This window comes from Pseudoalteromonas sp. 3J6 (assembly GCF_903995135.1).
Taxonomy (GTDB): Bacteria; Pseudomonadota; Gammaproteobacteria; order Enterobacterales; family Alteromonadaceae; genus Pseudoalteromonas.
The window spans coordinates 261,516-277,163 of record NZ_LR877185.1; the positions used below are offsets into that span (position 1 = coordinate 261,516).

Genomic DNA, 15,648 nt, shown 5'->3' on the forward strand with positions numbered 1-15,648 from the left:
TTACTTAGCAGATAAACTAAACGGGCAAATTATTATTACTTGTCACGAACCTACTGTGTTTGTTGAACATGGCTTTGAGCGCATATCGTTATGAATATTGCACCAAGTAAACACCCATTAGCTCAATATAGAGTGTTTATGGGTTACCGGTATTTAGCTTATAACCAAGAGCTTAAGCAATTATTATTACAACTGAAAAGTTTTGGGTTGTTATTTTTAGTGGTGTTAGGCTCATCGATGTTGGGTTTGATATTGCTACTTTTTTTAGGTCTCGGAAAAATTATAGACAGTAGCGCAGCACCACAATACGGTGCACAAATGGCCTTATTTTATTTGTTATTACAAAGTGTGATGCTCAGCGCAATGAAGTCAGCAATTAAAAATAGTCAGCAGCGGCTATTCCAGCAAACTATTGCGCGATCAGTGTGGTTATATTTAGTTGATATTAAATTATTAACGCTAAGCAATGCTTGGTTAATAGCCAGTGTATTAATTGCGCTAGATTTAACGCTATCACAATGGGTTAAAGTACCGCACTTTGTTGTATTTATGTTGTTGCAATTTAGCTTGGGCGTTTTGTGCATATACAAACCCAGCGCACTGATATATGGCTTTATATTTAGCACGATATTAGTGTGTGTTCCTATTTATATGCAACCGCTCACCTATCATATAGGCTTTGCTTTACTGTTTACGCTGAGTCTTTTTGTTCCCGTGGTTAATGTTAACGGGCGAATTGCAGTAAGTTCAATATTTGGTTTTTGGTTTTGTTATTTACTAAACCATAGCTGGGTACTTGTTTGGCGCGTGTCGCTACTTTTATGTATATTTATGGCATCAGCGGCACTAATAAACGAACGTGCTGATTTGGTACCTATACTCGTAGTGTTGACCATGGCTTTTATTGTGCTCTTTAGTAGCTCTTTGCAATTTGATTGCGGTAAAGTTCACGAGCAGTATCGATTGTTTTTTAAAACATGCCAGCGAGAACGTGCCTTTTATATTAGCCAGTTTTTACCTAGCCTATTGCTGTTTTTAGTAGCAACGATAAGTTATAGCGTTATTTTTGGTCACATTCATATTGCGTTATTTTTTATTGGTAATATGTGGTGTGTAATACAGGTTTACTTTGCGCAAAAAAAACCAGCGCATTATGCGCTGGTTTGGCTAATTTTAGCAGGGTTAATGCTAGCTTTACTAAATTAGTTAAGCTGCATCTGCCTTTTTAGCTTTGCTATTACGCGCTGCTTTGCCAGCAAGTAAATCTGCAGGGTCAAAGTCATCAACATTAATCACGTCTAGACGATCTTTTTCTACTGCAGCGAGCTTATCGGCTTCTGCTTGGCTTAAAATACCCGCTTCTAAACCCATTTGCGCCACTTTATCAAGCTGGAAGAATGGTAGCTTTACGCCTTTCTCTTTACATACACGCTCAAACAATGGCTCTACTTCTAGAACGTCTTTAAGCGTTTGCTCTTGACGGCCTACAAGATTAAGCGGTTCGTTTGTAAGGTATACATAGCTTGCTAAACGATTACGTGTTTCGCTAGGAACTTGTAACAACTGCGCTAGTTTGTGCTCAAGTTTGTCGGTAGGTTTACGAACCGGACGACCAAACGGGAATAACAATACTTTTAAAACACCACGTAGTGGAGCCGACGGCATGTTATTGATTAAGTCAGCAAGTGCACGCTGGCAGTGGTAAAGGTGATCCTGACAGCTCCATTGAACCAATGCAAAATCTTCTTTTTTACGGCCTTCGTCGTTGTAACGTTTTAGCGTTGCAGATACTAAGTAAAGGTAACTTAATAAGTCGCCTAAACGTGCTGAAATACGTTCTTTACGTTTAAGAGAACCACCAAATACCGCCATGCTAATGTCTGACATAAGTGCAAGTGATGCACTAAAGCGAGACGCAATACGATAAAACTCTGCCGTTTCGTCTTTGTATGGCACGCTAGTAAAGCGAGCGCCAGTAAGCGCAAGCCACTTAGTACGTACTAAGTTAGACATGGTAAAGCCAATGTGACCCATTAGCGCTTTGTCAAATACGTTAAGCGCTTCTTCGCGGTCTTCAATTTCACACGCACCTAGCTCGGTAAGTACAAATGGATGACAACGAATTGCACCTTGACCATAAATAATCATATTACGGGTCAAGATGTTTGCACCTTCAACGGTAATGGCAATTGGTGCACCTTGATAGCCACGACCCAAATAGTTATTTGGCCCAAGCATGATCCCTTTACCGCCTAGCACGTCCATTGCATGAATGGTTGAATCGCGCATTTGCTCGGTAAGGTGGTACTTAATAATCGCCGATACAACTGATGGCTTTTCGCCTAAATCAACTGCGCCAGTAGACATGCTTACTGCAGCGTCTGAGCTGTAAGCATAACCAGCAAGTTTAGCCATTGATTCTTCAACCCCTTCCATTTTACCAATAGGTAAGCGGAATTGACGACGAATACGGCTATAAGCACCGGTTGCTACTGCAATCATTTTAATGCCACCGGCTGAATTTGACGGCAACGTAATTGCACGACCAACCGATAAACATTCAACTAGCATACGCCAGCCTTGACCAGCCATTTCTGGGCCGCCAATAATGTAATCAAGTGGGACGAAAATATCTTTACCGCGAGTAGGGCCGTTTTGGAACGGCACATTAAGCGGGAAGTGACGACGACCAATTTCTACCCCAGGGGTATCTGTTGGGATAAGTGCACAGGTAATACCTGGCTCTTTAACGTCGCTTAATAATCCATCTGGATCTTGTAACTTAAATGCTAGACCAAGTACCGTAGCTACAGGCGCAAGTGTTATGTAACGTTTGTTCCATGTAAGGCTTACACCAACTACTTCTTCGCCATTCCATTGCCCTTTACAGACTACACCGTAGTCTGGAATTGAGCTTGCATCAGAACCCGCCTCTGGCGAGGTAAGTGCAAAACATGGAATTTCTTGACCGCTTGCTAAACGCGGTAAGTAATGATTTTTTTGGTCTTCAGTACCATAGTGCTGTAATAGCTCACCTGGACCTAACGAGTTAGGTACACCAACAATTGACGAAAGCAATGTTGATTTACTGGTTAGTTTTTGCAGTACACACGATTGTGCAAATGCAGAGAATTCTAAGCCGCCGTATTCCTTTTTAATGATCATGGCAAAGAACTTGTTATCTTTTAGATATTGCCATACATCCTGAGGTAAATCAGTCAGCTCATGCGTAGCTTCCCAATCATCAAGCATACTACATACAACTTCAACAGGGCCGTCGATAAATGCCTGCTCTTCAATAGTAAGTTTTGGAACTGGATACTGGTGAAGCTTTTTCCAATCTGGATTACCACAAAATAAATCCGCTTCCCACCACGTAGTACCGGCATCAATAGCTGACTTTTCGGTGTCAGACATGCTCGGTGTTACTTTTTTAAAGATGGTGAAAATAGGTTTGATAATGTATTGCTGGCGAATACCAGTAACAGAAAGAGGCACTGCGATGATTAAAAAGATCACCCAGCTAATTAAACCAAAAGCACCAGCAAAGGTACCAATTAATAATGTTGCGGCAGAAACACCAAGTGCTGTGTTCCAACTCGCTCTGTGGTAAAGCGCAATGCTGAGCAGTGCGATTAAACCAAGTGTAAATATGAGTGTCATTGCTAATTCCTTAATAGAGGTCAGACCACCTCGTTTAGAGTAGCGCTAGTAACGCTAAGTTTCAAGTACATTACTTAGATTAAAGTGTAGTTATCGGTACGATTATTACAATCCGTTGTATGTTATACGAACAGTTTGACAGTAATCGTTTATTTTGGCTTGTTATAAAAAATATAAGCGTTAAAAAATCACTTAATCTAATAGTAATATAAGTTTAATTAAGTAAATATACTTATGATGTTCAGTGTACGCTTATTAAAAATAGAACGATATTAATTGATATCGTTCACGACACCATTTACCGCCGTTTTTGTGTGTTATAAACAATCAAAGTGTTGTGCTTAAGCTGTGAAGGAGCTAAGAGTCGAGAAATGATACATAGTATATTAGATAATATTGAATGATTAATTAGTAGTATTTGGTAGGAGGTAAATTGATAATACCTAATAAATTAAAAATGAATGATGAGGTTAGGATAATTGCGCCTTCAAGAAGTTTATCAATTATTGACAAAGAGACTCGAGAAATAGCAAATAAAAGATTTGAAGAGCTTGGCCTCAAATTATCATTTTCAAAAAACTGTGAATTAATAGATGATTTCTCGTCTTCATCCATAGAAGAAAGAATTGAAGATTTACATGAAGCATTCTTAGATAAAAAAGTAAAAGCTATCTTTACTGTTATCGGGGGCGATAATGTAAATCAATTACTAAAGTATATTGACTATACGATTGTTAAAAGAAATCCAAAAATTATTTGTGGTTATTCTGATACTACAGCTTTATCAAATGCAATATTTCATAAAACTGGACTAGTAACTTACTCTGGGCCTGCATACTCAACTCTGGGAATGCTCAAGGGGATTGACTTTTCAATAAATTATATTAAAAAGTGTTTATTCTCAAGTGCTCCTTATGAAGTTATAAATCCAGCACAGTGGAGTGATGACTTATGGTTTATAGATCAGGAAAAAAGAAACTTTTATAAAGACAATGGTATAAAAGTTTTAAACCATGGCAAAGCAGAAGGAAAAATAGTTGGAGGGAACCTTTGCACTTTAAATTTACTTCAAGGAACTGAATTTATGCCTGATTTAACAAATTCTGTATTATTTATTGAAGATGATGAGTTAACATCCCCTTCAAACTTTGACAGAGATCTTCAATCATTAATTCATCAAAAACATTTCGATAAAGTTAAAGGAATAGTCATTGGGAAATTTCAATTAAAGTCAGAAGTATCTGAGGTCTTACTTAAAAAAATTATAAAATCTAAGCGAGAGCTAGCGTCAATCCCCGTGCTTTATAATTTAAACTTTGGACATACAACACCCCATATATGTTTTCCTATTGGTGGATTTGTGAAAATAGATACGGAAAGTTATAAACAGATAATAATAGAAAAACATTAGCTAAGAAATATTCGAGTCAATAGCCTTAATATAATTATCAATATAAATTTGTATCCACTTGCTAACGCTCTTCAGCTGTTTAACAATAACGTCATTAAAGAAATAAAAATAAATTATATGCACACAAAAATCCAAAGTGAAACCAAAACTGTGACCGCGTGCCAGATTTAATTGTTTATTTAGTTTTAATTTATTGAATTTAAGGTTTATTTATTTTATGTGTGAATTACTTGGCATGTCAGCCAATGTGCCAACGGATATTTGTTTTAGCTTTTCAGGGTTGTTGGAGCGTGGTGGAAATACTGGCCCGCATAAAGACGGCTGGGGCATTACTTTTTATGAAGGTAAAGGGTGCAGAACCTTTAAAGATCCAGAGCCAAGTTACCAGTCAGAAATAGCAAAGCTGGTAAAAGCGTACCCAATTAAAAGTGTATCGGTTATTAGTCATATTCGCCAAGGGAATCGTGGTCGGGTGTGTCTTGAAAACACTCATCCGTTTACCCGAGAGTTGTGGGGGCGCGAAATAACCTATGCACACAATGGGCAGCTTTCAAATTATCACGATTTAAAACCAGAGTATTATCGCCCTGTGGGAAACACCGACAGTGAACTCGCTTTTTGTTGGTTACTTGACAAAATTCGCGAAAAATACCCAAAGCGCCCAAGTAATATGGCGTCGGTTTTTAGATATGCCGCCAAGCTTTCACATACACTGCGTGAAAAGGGCGTATTTAATATGTTATTGACCGATGGTGTATTTGTTTTAGCGTATTGTACTAATAACTTACATTATATAACGCGCCGTGCGCCATTTGGTAAAGCTACATTGATTGATGCTGACATGGTGATCGACTTTCAACAAGAAACCACACCAAACGATGTAGTAACGGTTATAGCAACAAGGCCATTAACTAATGATGAGCGCTGGCAAAAAATGCAGCCAGGAGAGTTTGTGTTATTTAAAATGGGTGAATTAATGTAGCTTGGGTAGCTAGAGTGAAACGAAACCCGACTCAAAGTTTCAAATTGATAAAGTGTATAAGTGTTAAAAATGAAAAACCCAAGTTATGTTTGTCACACTTGGGCCTTTCATTTGCACCTTGTAAGCAATTTACTCTGGTGTTATTTCGTTTTTCACTTCTGCAGGTAAAGCAGGTGGGTTGATCACGGTAAACGATTTCATTTGCACTTCAAACTGCTCCACACCTTTTTCACCCTTCCACATGCGCACTAGCATGTAATCCATTTCTGGGGCAAACCAGGCTAAAGCTTGGCGTTTATCGTTATCGTATAAGCGTTTAACTTTCACTGCTTCTACATTACCTATAGGCAGAGAAATCATTTCGGTTTCTACCACTTCAAAGTCGTAGTCACGGCAATTACCTTTTTTATCAACCAACGGAAACGAGAAGTTGGTTTTGCCTTTTTTAAGACCTTCACGAACTTGTACTTGATAAGAAATACCATCTTGGAAGTTATCATGCCATTGGCATTTTAACGGGTAATCGCTGGTGTTACTGGTAACCGTTTTGGTTTGACGGTCAAAGTTAATTTCATACTTTTTGTCAGGCCCAGTGCCTGTGCGGATCATAGCGTACTGAATTGGCTCTACGTTATCATTTATAAAGCTAAAGGTTGATGATTCTTGACGTGAGTCAGAGAAAATCATCCATTCAATATCACTGTGGTAAGTGACTTGGTAGTTATTATTATCGAGTTTTTTTAGTTCACGCTCGGCTTTGCCGTGATTAGTGCCTTTGCGCAAAATGTCATAACTAGCTTGATACTGGGTTAACTCGCCTGCAATCAGGCTGGTAGGAAGTAATAAAGTGCCCGCACATAATAGCCAAGCACTTAATTTTTTATTTTGGGTAGTGCGCGCCGTGTGCAGGAAGTTGTTTTTCGTCAAGAACTGCATAATCTGCTTCCATCGTAAGTCGTTGTTCACTGAACCACTTGACCACCAAAGGATAAATTATATGCTCTTGCGCATGCACACGTTTAGCGAGCGTGTCTGCTGTATCGTTTGCTAATACAGGCACTTTAGCTTGAAGAATAACGGGTCCGCCATCTAATTCTTCAGTTACAAAGTGAACACTAACGCCGTGGACGTCGTCTTTTGCATCAATTGCTCTTTGGTGGGTATTCAGCCCCTGGTACTTAGGCAACAAAGATGGATGAATGTTCAACATTTTTCCAACATATTTTTGCACTAAGCTAGGAGTTAGAATACGCATAAACCCAGCTAATACAACTAGATTTGGTTCAAAAGAGTCAATTATATGCATTAACTGGGCATCGTATGCTTCGCGGGAGTCAAACTCTTTATGGCTCAGTACTTGCGTTGCAATGCCTGCATTTTTTGCACGCTCTAACCCATATGCGTCTGCTTTATTACTAATAACAGCCGCAATATGAGCGTTTATCTCGCCGCTTTCACAGGCATCAATAATGGCTTGTAAATTTGAGCCACTGCCTGAGATCAAAACTACTAGACGAGTGGGTGCCATTACGCAGCACCACCTACAATTTCAACTTGCTCTTCGCCAGCAACCGCATCTTGAATCTCACCAAGGTGCCATGCGTTTTCGCCAAGATCTTTTAAAATGTTTAAACTGTTATCAAGTTGATCAGCAGGTACTACTAACACCATACCTACGCCACAGTTAAATGTGCGGTACATTTCGTGAGTGGTAATATTGCCATTTTCTTGCAACCAACTAAATACAGTAGGCCACTGCCAGCTATCACCTTTAACAACCGCTTTAGCAGATTCAGGTAATACACGAGGGATATTTTCCCAAAAACCGCCACCAGTAATATGCGAAAGCGCATGCACATCTACTTGCTTAAACAACTCAAGTAATGGCTTAACGTAAATGCGTGTTGGTTCTAAAAGGTGCTCACCTAAGGTTTTGCCATCAATCACTTGGTTAGTATCAGCGTTAGAGACTTCTAATACTTTACGAATTAGTGAGAAACCGTTTGAGTGAGGGCCGCTAGAAGCAAGCGCAATTAGCTGATCGCCTGCAGCTACTTTAGTGCCATCAATAATTTTTGATTTTTCTACCACACCGGTACAAAAGCCTGCCATGTCGTAGTCTTCACCATCATACATACCTGGCATTTCAGCTGTTTCGCCACCAATTAGGGCACAACCTGAAATTTCACAACCTTTACCAATACCGGTTACTACGTCGGCTGCTGTGTCTACATCTAGTTTACCCGTTGCATAGTAATCTAGAAAAAACAGGGGTTCAGCGCCTTGTACTATTAAATCATTTACACACATCGCAACTAAGTCGATACCTACAGTATCGTGCTTTTTAAGGTCAATTGCTAAACGTAACTTAGTGCCAACACCGTCAGTGCCTGCTACAAGTACGGGTTGCTTATAACCTTCAGGAATTTCGCAAAGTGCGCCAAAACCACCAATTCCGCCCATCACTTCAGGACGACGAGTTTTTTTAACTACGCCTTTAATACGCTCAACAAGTGCATTACCAGCGTCGATATCTACGCCCGCGTCTTTATAGCTTAGAGACTGTTTTTGTTCGCTCACAGGTTTTCCTCAAAATAGTTGTTTTGATGCTTACTTAGAAACGCGCGTATTTTACAACAATTGCAAGGGCGCGGCTAGTTGAAATCTGGATTTGATTTTAAAGACAAGGACACTTGTCCGCTAGTTGCTGTATTAGTAACCAAAAAAAGCGCCTAATGGCGCTTTTTAATATGGAAATAAAAATTAATACTACAAATTAGGCTTTAGCTGTAAGTATCGCTCTAAGTGGAGCAGGGTAGCCTTCAATGGTTCTACTTGTGTCAGTAGGGTCTAAAAAGTCAACTAAAGATTCGTTTTCCATCCAGTCAGTTTTACGCTGCTCGTCGAGCGTTGTAATAGCGCAATCTTTAATTTGCACATCCTTAAAGCCAACACGTTCCATCCACAGTTTTAATGCAGCAGTGCTTGGAATAAACCATACATTACGCATTTTCGCGTAGCGGTCGGTCGGAACCAGTACGGTGTTTTCATCGCCTTCAATAACTAAGGTTTCAAGCACCAGCTCACCGCCTGGGCGAAGCTGTGCTTTTAATTGCGCTAAAAAGTCGATAGGTGAGCGACGGTGATAAAGTACTCCCATCGAAAATACCGTATCAAATGCTTTAAGTTCTGGTAGGGCTTCAACACCTAATGGTAATAAATGCACGTTTTGATCTGGGTTAAAGTGTTTAATAGCCTGAAATTGGCATAAAAATAAGTCAGATGGATCAATACCTACCACAAACTGAGCACCTTCACCGCGCATACGCCATAGGTGATAACCCGAGCCACAACCAATATCTAATACAGTACGGCCTTTTAATGGCTCAATATGCGGTAGGAGTCGATCCCATTTCCAGTCACTGCGCCATTCTGTATTAATGTCGATACCGTGCACATTAAATGGGCCTTTACGCCAAGGCATCATCCGTTTTAATAAATGCGTGGTTTGTTTTTGCTCGCCTTCAGTCATTTCGCCAGGCGCGCCTATTGCTACTTTGCTGACAATATCAACGTGGTTTGTTGATACCTCAGGTAAGTTTTTTAGTACTTTCTGCCATTGAGGCAAATCGCCATGGCTAGCCTCTTGTTGCCAATGCTTTAATTGCGCGGGCAAGGTTTCTAGCCAGTGGCTAAGTGGGCTTTGTGCAATTGCAGCGTAAAATTGGTTAAACCATGCAGACATGTGTCACTCTCTAAATTATTTAATTGCTACCATTGAGCAAAAATTAAAACATTGATACCACACTTGCGTTTGGCTAAAACCAATGTCGCTTAAACGTTGTGTATGTGTGCTAAGTGTATCGGGGCGCATTACGTTTTCAATGGCGGTACGCTTTTGGCTTATTTCAAGCTCAGAGTAGCCATTATGACGCTTAAAGTCGTGGTGCAAGTCAATCAATAGGTTATCGCATTGCTCGTTTTCGGCTTTAATTTTTTCACTTAGTAGCAAAACGCCACCGGGCTTTAAATTAGCGTATATTTTTTCAAGTACCGCTTTGCGCTGCGCTGGTGGAATAAACTGCAGGGTAAAATTCATCGCCACTACCGATGCATTTTGAATATTAAGCTCGTTAATATCACCTAAAGTTACAGTTACAGGAACGTCTGATCTGAACCCTTGTAAATGTACCTTACAACGCTCCACCATGGCTTGTGAGTTATCTACAGCAATAATGTGGCAGCTATCAGTTTGAATATTACGGCGCATACTTAGGGTAACCGCCCCTAACGAGCAGCCTAGGTCATACAAATTTGAATTTGGCTGAGCATACTCACCGGCTAATTTCCCCATAGTACTGACTATGGTGGCGTAACCGGGTACCGAGCGTTGGATCATGTCGGGAAATACTTCAACCACATTTTGATCAAAACTAAAGTCTTTTACTTGTTGCTCAGAGGCATAAATACTGTCTTTTATACTCACGAAGGCAGTCTCTTTGAAAATAATAGTGCTATTTTAACATTTTATACTGGATAGTCAGTGATAAATTCAGTAGCTTGACTAGAATTATGAAGAATAAGTATAAAAGAGATTATTAAATGAGCAAAAGTAAAGTTATTAGCACCGACGATATATTAGCAACATTATGCCACTCAGTAACGGGTGTACTTTCATCAGCCAGCGGCAACGAGATCAGCTATTCAGCCATGGTACAAAAAATTACTCGTACTTGTATGCGACCAGACATAGGCTGTTTTGTTTTATTTGATGGGGGCTTTACCGGTTTAGTCGTTACCAACTTTACGGCGCAAGCTGCGATGGAAATTTACGGCGACTATATGCGTAATATGGGCATGCCAGAAGAGGAGATCGCGCATAGTCACTTATCTGATGACGTTTCAAACGTGATGGGTGAGTTGATGAACCAAATAGTGGGCGACTTCACGTCAAAAGTGCGTGAACAGCTACATACCTCTATTACCCAAAATCAGCCAAAAATGATGGCTATTAACAAGCAAGTGCAAATATCGGTTGATACCACTATGGATCGTCCGCAAGCACGCCGTGTAACGTTTACCACTCGCAACCAAAATATCTTCTATTTAGAGTTGGCGATGGATAAAACAGAGTTTATTAAACTTCACGATTTTGACATTGTAGAAGCCATAGACCCAGACGACATTATCGCAAACGAAGCCAAGCAAAAAGCGGATAAGGAAAAAGCAAAACAGCCAAAGCAAGATGATAGCGACGATGACTTTATGGCCGAATTAGGGCTTTAACGTTTTTACGTAGGTTGGGTTGAGTGAAACGAAACCCAACGAGCTTTTGAGCTGTCAGTTTGTAGCTATCAGTAAATTATAAAAAACGCGATTTAGTATCGCGTTTTTTATTAACGAGGGCTTTCATTATGAACTTGTGTGTCATTGAATTTTGGCTGACCGCTGACCGCTGACCGCTGACCGCTGACCGCTGACCGTTCAATTATAGGGATTCTCACCCATCGCAATAGCTACACAAAAAATCCGTAAATCCAGCTCTAGCTGATGGTACTGCGGCTCCATATGGCAGCATAATTTATAAAAGCCTTTGTTATGATCTTTTTCTTTAAAATGAGCGAGTTCGTGCACCACTAATGCTTTTAATAATGGCTCAGGGGCGCGCAATAAATCGCTGTTTATTGCTAAATCATGCTTGCGGGTTTTACCTTGCATACGGTACGTGTGGGTACCGAGCGCATTGGTAACCATATCACCTTGTTTTTTAAACGCAGCGCGTCCAAATGGCGGGGCGTTTTTTAAATACTGCTTTTTAAGCTCAGTGGCGTAGCTATACAGTAACTTATCACTGGTAATACGATGCGCCTGCGGGTACTTTTTAAGTAAATACTCACTTACCCTTCCTGCTTTTATTAGTCCTAATACTTGCTCAACGATATTGGCAGGGTAGCCGGTAAAGTAACGTGCGTATTCACTCATTATTGTCTCTGTATTTTGAATTTATTTTTAAAAAAGTGCTTGCTGGTGGGCTTCTTTTTCGCCACTAAATGGATTGAGTACGTTGTGATTATACCCCAAATCTTGGCAAAACTGGCGAGCTAGTAAAGGCGCTTCACGGTTATCAGCGGTATGAAAAAACACATAGGGGCTTTTGCCCTCATCGAGCCACTGGCTTACTTTGCTAAGCCAAGGCTGATAAAAGGTCTTATAATCGTTTTCTAAATCAGCAATAACAAAGCGCGCCATAGGCTGCGAGCCAGTAGCAATAGCGTGCACTGGTAAATGCGGTTTTTTCTGTTGTGCGTCTATTAGGGCTTCGGTGGTTGCCTTTACTGCAAAGAGCGCCCGAGTATCCATAGCAATGCGATTTATATTGTGTGCCATTAAAAGCTGATTAAGTGCGATTTCGGCCTCACCTTTTTTGAAAAAATCAGGGTGGCGTACCTCAACCCCATAGTTTAGCTCTTTAGGAAGTAAATCTATAAAAGCGGCAAGCTTAGCTATATGTTGTGGCGCAAACGCTTTAGGTAATTGCAGCATTATTTGCCCTGTTTTTTCAAATAGAGGGCCGAATAAATTAAGCCAATTAGTTAGCTCATGTTGCACGTTAGTAAGTTGGAGTTCGTGACTAAAGCGCCGATGAAATTTAAAGGTAAATTTAAACTCATCAGGTACACTGGCAGCCCATCGTAATACAGTGTCAGGTGAGGGGTCGGCGTAAAAGCTAGTATTACCTTCTACCGAATTAAAATGCTGCGCATATTCGCTAAGCATATCGGCATTTTTACACTGGCGTGAAAATAAGTTTCCTTTCCATGCGTTGCTCGACCACTGCGGGCATCCAATATAAAGCATACAAACAAAAGCCTTGTTATAAAGTGCCGGTAGTGTAACAAATAACAAAACGGTGCGCTGTAAATTCAACCCCGAAAGGTAAACACGCCCTAGCATCTTCAACCGACTTGGGTATAATGCAGGGCTTAATTTGATTATTTTGAATTGCTAGCGGTTTTATTTTCATTTTGGTGTTTATAAAAACTTTTAAAACAACAGTGTTTAACCGCTATATGCCTTTTATCTGACAGGAAAACTATGCGCTCTATATACTGCGGACAGCTAAATAAAACTCACGTAGATCAGGAAGTTGAACTATGTGGCTGGATCAACAAACGACGTGACCTTGGCGGACTTATCTTTGTCGATTTACGTGATAGAGAAGGTTTAGTACAAGTTGTATTCGATCCGGAAGTTGAAGGACTAATGGAAACAGCTAACAAACTTCGTCAAGAATTTTGTGTTCAGTTAAAAGGGATTGTACGCGCTCGCCCAGATAGCCAAGTAAATAAAGACATGGCAACCGGCGAAGTAGAAATTTTAGGCACGGGTTTAACTATTATTAACCGCTCTGAGCCTATGCCACTTGATTTTAACCAAGTGAACTCAGAAGAGCGTCGTTTAAAATACCGTTACTTAGATTTACGTCGTTTAGAAATGAGCGACCGCATTAAATTACGTGCTAAAGCAAGCAGCTTTGTACGTCGCTTTTTAGATGAAAATGGCTTTTTAGATATCGAAACGCCAGTGCTAACTAAAGCAACGCCCGAAGGTGCTCGCGATTACTTAGTACCGAGTCGTGTTCATAAAGGTAGCTTTTACGCATTACCACAGTCACCACAGTTATTTAAGCAATTGTTGATGATGTCGGGTTTTGACCGTTACTACCAAATTGTTAAATGTTTCCGTGATGAAGACTTACGTGCTGACCGTCAACCTGAGTTTACTCAAATAGATTTAGAAACCTCGTTCATGAGCTCTGATCAAGTACGTGGTATGACAGAGAAAATGATCCGTGAAATGTGGCAGTCATTACTAAATGTTGATTTAGGTGATTTCCCAATTATGCCTTACTCTGAGGCAATGAGCTTATATGGTTCTGATAAGCCAGACTTACGTAACCCAATGAAGCTAATTGATGTAGCCGATTTAGTAAAAGACGTAGAATTTAAAGTATTCTCAGGCCCAGCAAATGATGAAAAAGGCCGTGTTGCAGTACTAACGGTACCAGGTGGCGCATCACTTTCTCGTAAGCAACTAGATGATTACACTAAGTTTATCGGTATTTACGGTGCTAAAGGTTTAGCATGGATGAAAGTAAATGACCGTGATGCAGGCGTTGAGGGCGTGCAATCGCCAATCGCTAAATTCTTAAATGAAGACGTGATCACGCAGTTACTTGAACGTACTAATGCACAAACAGGCGATATCATTTTATTTGGTGCGGATAAACGCAACACCGTAAATGAAGCCATGGGTGCACTTCGTTTAAAAATTGGTATTGATTTAGAAATTACTAATTTAGATAGCTGGGCACCACTTTGGGTTGTAGACTTCCCAATGTTTGAAGAAGATGACGAAGGCACATTACACGCTGTACACCATCCATTTACTGCACCAAAAGATATTAGTGCAAGTGAGCTTGAAGCAAACCCAGCAGCGGCTATTTCAGATGCTTACGATATGGTATTAAACGGCTACGAAGTGGGCGGTGGCTCGGTACGTATTCATAATGCAGATATGCAAGAAGCGGCATTTAGAATTTTAGGTATTGAAGCGCAAGAGCAGCAAGATAAATTTGGTTTCTTACTTGATGCACTTAAATACGGCACACCACCGCATGCTGGTTTAGCGTTCGGTTTAGACCGTTTAGTTATGTTGCTATGTGGTACTGATAACATTCGTGACGTTATTGCTTTCCCTAAAACAACACAGGCATCGTGCTTATTAACCGATGCGCCTAGCAAAGCAAACAGCGATTCGCTGACAGAGCTTGCTATTAGTGTAGTTGAGAAAGAATTACCAAGCGCAGAATGAAACCCTAGTGTTTAGTTAGATCAAAACCCCTTAGGCTAAATACCTAAGGGGTTTTTTGTTTGGCATAACCCAATTTAGGTGCTTTATATTTATGAGTGAGCTATTTAAAGATAGTCATTATTTCGATCAGCTATTTTTAAACTTTACAGCAAATGCAAAGCGCTTTAGCAATATTGAGTTTGAACAATGTCAGTTTATTGAGTGCGATTTTAGTCACAGCCAGTTTAGTGCCTGTCGGTTTATAGAGTGTGAATTTATTAACTGTAATTTGGCTGAGCTTAACTGGAATTACAGCTCCTTAGAAGAGGTGAGCTTTGCAAACTGTAAGCTCAATAGCATAGTGTGGGGGCAAGTAAATTGGCCGCAATTAGCGCTAACGTCACCGGTGAGTTTTAATCAGTGTGAGCTGAGCCATAGTTCGTTTTTTGAATTACAGTTAAAAGCGTTAACAATGACGAGTTGTTTTGCCAAAGATGTTGATTTTAGGCACGCTAACTTAACTCAAAGCAACTTCTCGGATACTGACTTTAGAGACAGCCTGTTTCATCAAACTAATTTGAGAAAAGCAAACTTTGTTGGCGCAACGCAATTTAATATTGATATAACAAGCAATGATGTGAGTAATGCAAAGTTTGAACGGCTTGAAGCGTTAAATTTATTAGCTGGACTTGATATCGAGCTGGTTGATTAGCCGCAAGAGCTTACGGCTAATACGTTA

At 40.2% G+C, this 15,648-nt stretch carries 14 protein-coding genes; 6 read left to right on the forward strand and 8 right to left on the reverse strand.

The features are described 5' to 3' along the window. The first annotated feature begins 90 nt into the window (after window positions 1-90). Complete coding sequence (locus P3J6_RS01175) at window positions 91-1,206, forward strand: DUF6136 family protein (protein WP_198522030.1); 1,116 nt, start codon at window positions 91-93, stop codon at window positions 1,204-1,206. On the opposite strand, the gene fadE is transcribed toward P3J6_RS01175, so the two are convergent. Continuing rightward, window positions 1,207-3,663, reverse strand: coding sequence for an acyl-CoA dehydrogenase FadE (gene fadE / locus P3J6_RS01180; RefSeq protein WP_198522031.1), 2,457 nt, complete (start codon window positions 3,661-3,663; stop codon window positions 1,207-1,209). A 433-nt stretch (window positions 3,664-4,096) separates the two neighbouring features. Between fadE and P3J6_RS01185 the strand changes: the two genes are divergently transcribed. After that, complete coding sequence (locus P3J6_RS01185; protein WP_232735458.1) at window positions 4,097-5,074, forward strand: S66 family peptidase; 978 nt, start codon at window positions 4,097-4,099, stop codon at window positions 5,072-5,074. Window positions 5,075-5,291: 217 nt separating this feature from the next. Then, on the forward strand, window positions 5,292-6,056 hold the full coding sequence (locus P3J6_RS01190; protein ID WP_178955621.1) for a class II glutamine amidotransferase: 765 nt from the start codon (window positions 5,292-5,294) through the stop codon (window positions 6,054-6,056). A gap of 129 nt (window positions 6,057-6,185) precedes the next feature. On the opposite strand, the gene P3J6_RS01195 is transcribed toward P3J6_RS01190, so the two are convergent. The 5 genes from P3J6_RS01195 to cmoA form a co-directional block, all read right to left on the reverse strand. Then, the gene (locus P3J6_RS01195; RefSeq protein ID WP_232735522.1) at window positions 6,186-6,983 is read right to left on the reverse strand and encodes a DUF3108 domain-containing protein; all 798 of its coding nucleotides are present in this window, start codon (window positions 6,981-6,983) and stop codon (window positions 6,186-6,188) included. Then, a complete protein-coding gene (gene purN, locus P3J6_RS01200; RefSeq protein ID WP_198522032.1) occupies window positions 6,937-7,584 on the reverse strand; it encodes a phosphoribosylglycinamide formyltransferase in 648 nt (215 codons plus the stop codon). The genes P3J6_RS01195 and purN overlap by 47 nt, the downstream gene beginning before the upstream one ends. Then, window positions 7,584-8,636: a phosphoribosylformylglycinamidine cyclo-ligase gene (gene purM, locus P3J6_RS01205; protein WP_054202176.1), complete on the reverse strand. Its 1,053-nt coding sequence runs from the start codon at window positions 8,634-8,636 to the stop codon at window positions 7,584-7,586. Before purM ends, purN begins: the two co-directional genes overlap by 1 nt. 196 nt (window positions 8,637-8,832) lie before the next feature. After that, window positions 8,833-9,801 (reverse strand): tRNA 5-methoxyuridine(34)/uridine 5-oxyacetic acid(34) synthase CmoB, encoded by a 969-nt coding sequence (gene cmoB, locus P3J6_RS01210; protein ID WP_198522033.1) that lies wholly within the window; start codon window positions 9,799-9,801, stop codon window positions 8,833-8,835. 15 nt (window positions 9,802-9,816) lie between these two features. Then, on the reverse strand, window positions 9,817-10,542 hold the full coding sequence (gene cmoA, locus P3J6_RS01215; protein ID WP_198522034.1) for a carboxy-S-adenosyl-L-methionine synthase CmoA: 726 nt from the start codon (window positions 10,540-10,542) through the stop codon (window positions 9,817-9,819). Window positions 10,543-10,658: 116 nt separating this feature from the next. On the opposite strand from cmoA, the gene P3J6_RS01220 reads away from it, so the two are divergent. After that, on the forward strand, window positions 10,659-11,342 hold the full coding sequence (locus tag P3J6_RS01220; protein ID WP_178955625.1) for a DUF3334 family protein: 684 nt from the start codon (window positions 10,659-10,661) through the stop codon (window positions 11,340-11,342). Window positions 11,343-11,540: 198 nt separating this feature from the next. On the opposite strand, the gene P3J6_RS01225 is transcribed toward P3J6_RS01220, so the two are convergent. Both P3J6_RS01225 and P3J6_RS01230 read right to left on the reverse strand, forming a co-directional pair. Continuing rightward, window positions 11,541-12,038: a M48 metallopeptidase family protein gene (locus P3J6_RS01225; protein WP_198522035.1), complete on the reverse strand. Its 498-nt coding sequence runs from the start codon at window positions 12,036-12,038 to the stop codon at window positions 11,541-11,543. A gap of 27 nt (window positions 12,039-12,065) precedes the next feature. Further along, window positions 12,066-12,914, reverse strand: coding sequence for a DUF72 domain-containing protein (locus tag P3J6_RS01230; protein ID WP_198522036.1), 849 nt, complete (start codon window positions 12,912-12,914; stop codon window positions 12,066-12,068). A 237-nt stretch (window positions 12,915-13,151) separates the two neighbouring features. On the opposite strand from P3J6_RS01230, the gene aspS reads away from it, so the two are divergent. After that, a complete protein-coding gene (gene aspS, locus P3J6_RS01235; RefSeq protein ID WP_013464572.1) occupies window positions 13,152-14,930 on the forward strand; it encodes an aspartate--tRNA ligase in 1,779 nt (592 codons plus the stop codon). 91 nt (window positions 14,931-15,021) lie between these two features. Beyond that, window positions 15,022-15,621, forward strand: coding sequence for a pentapeptide repeat-containing protein (locus P3J6_RS01240; RefSeq protein ID WP_198522037.1), 600 nt, complete (start codon window positions 15,022-15,024; stop codon window positions 15,619-15,621). Window positions 15,622-15,648 lie beyond the last annotated feature (27 nt).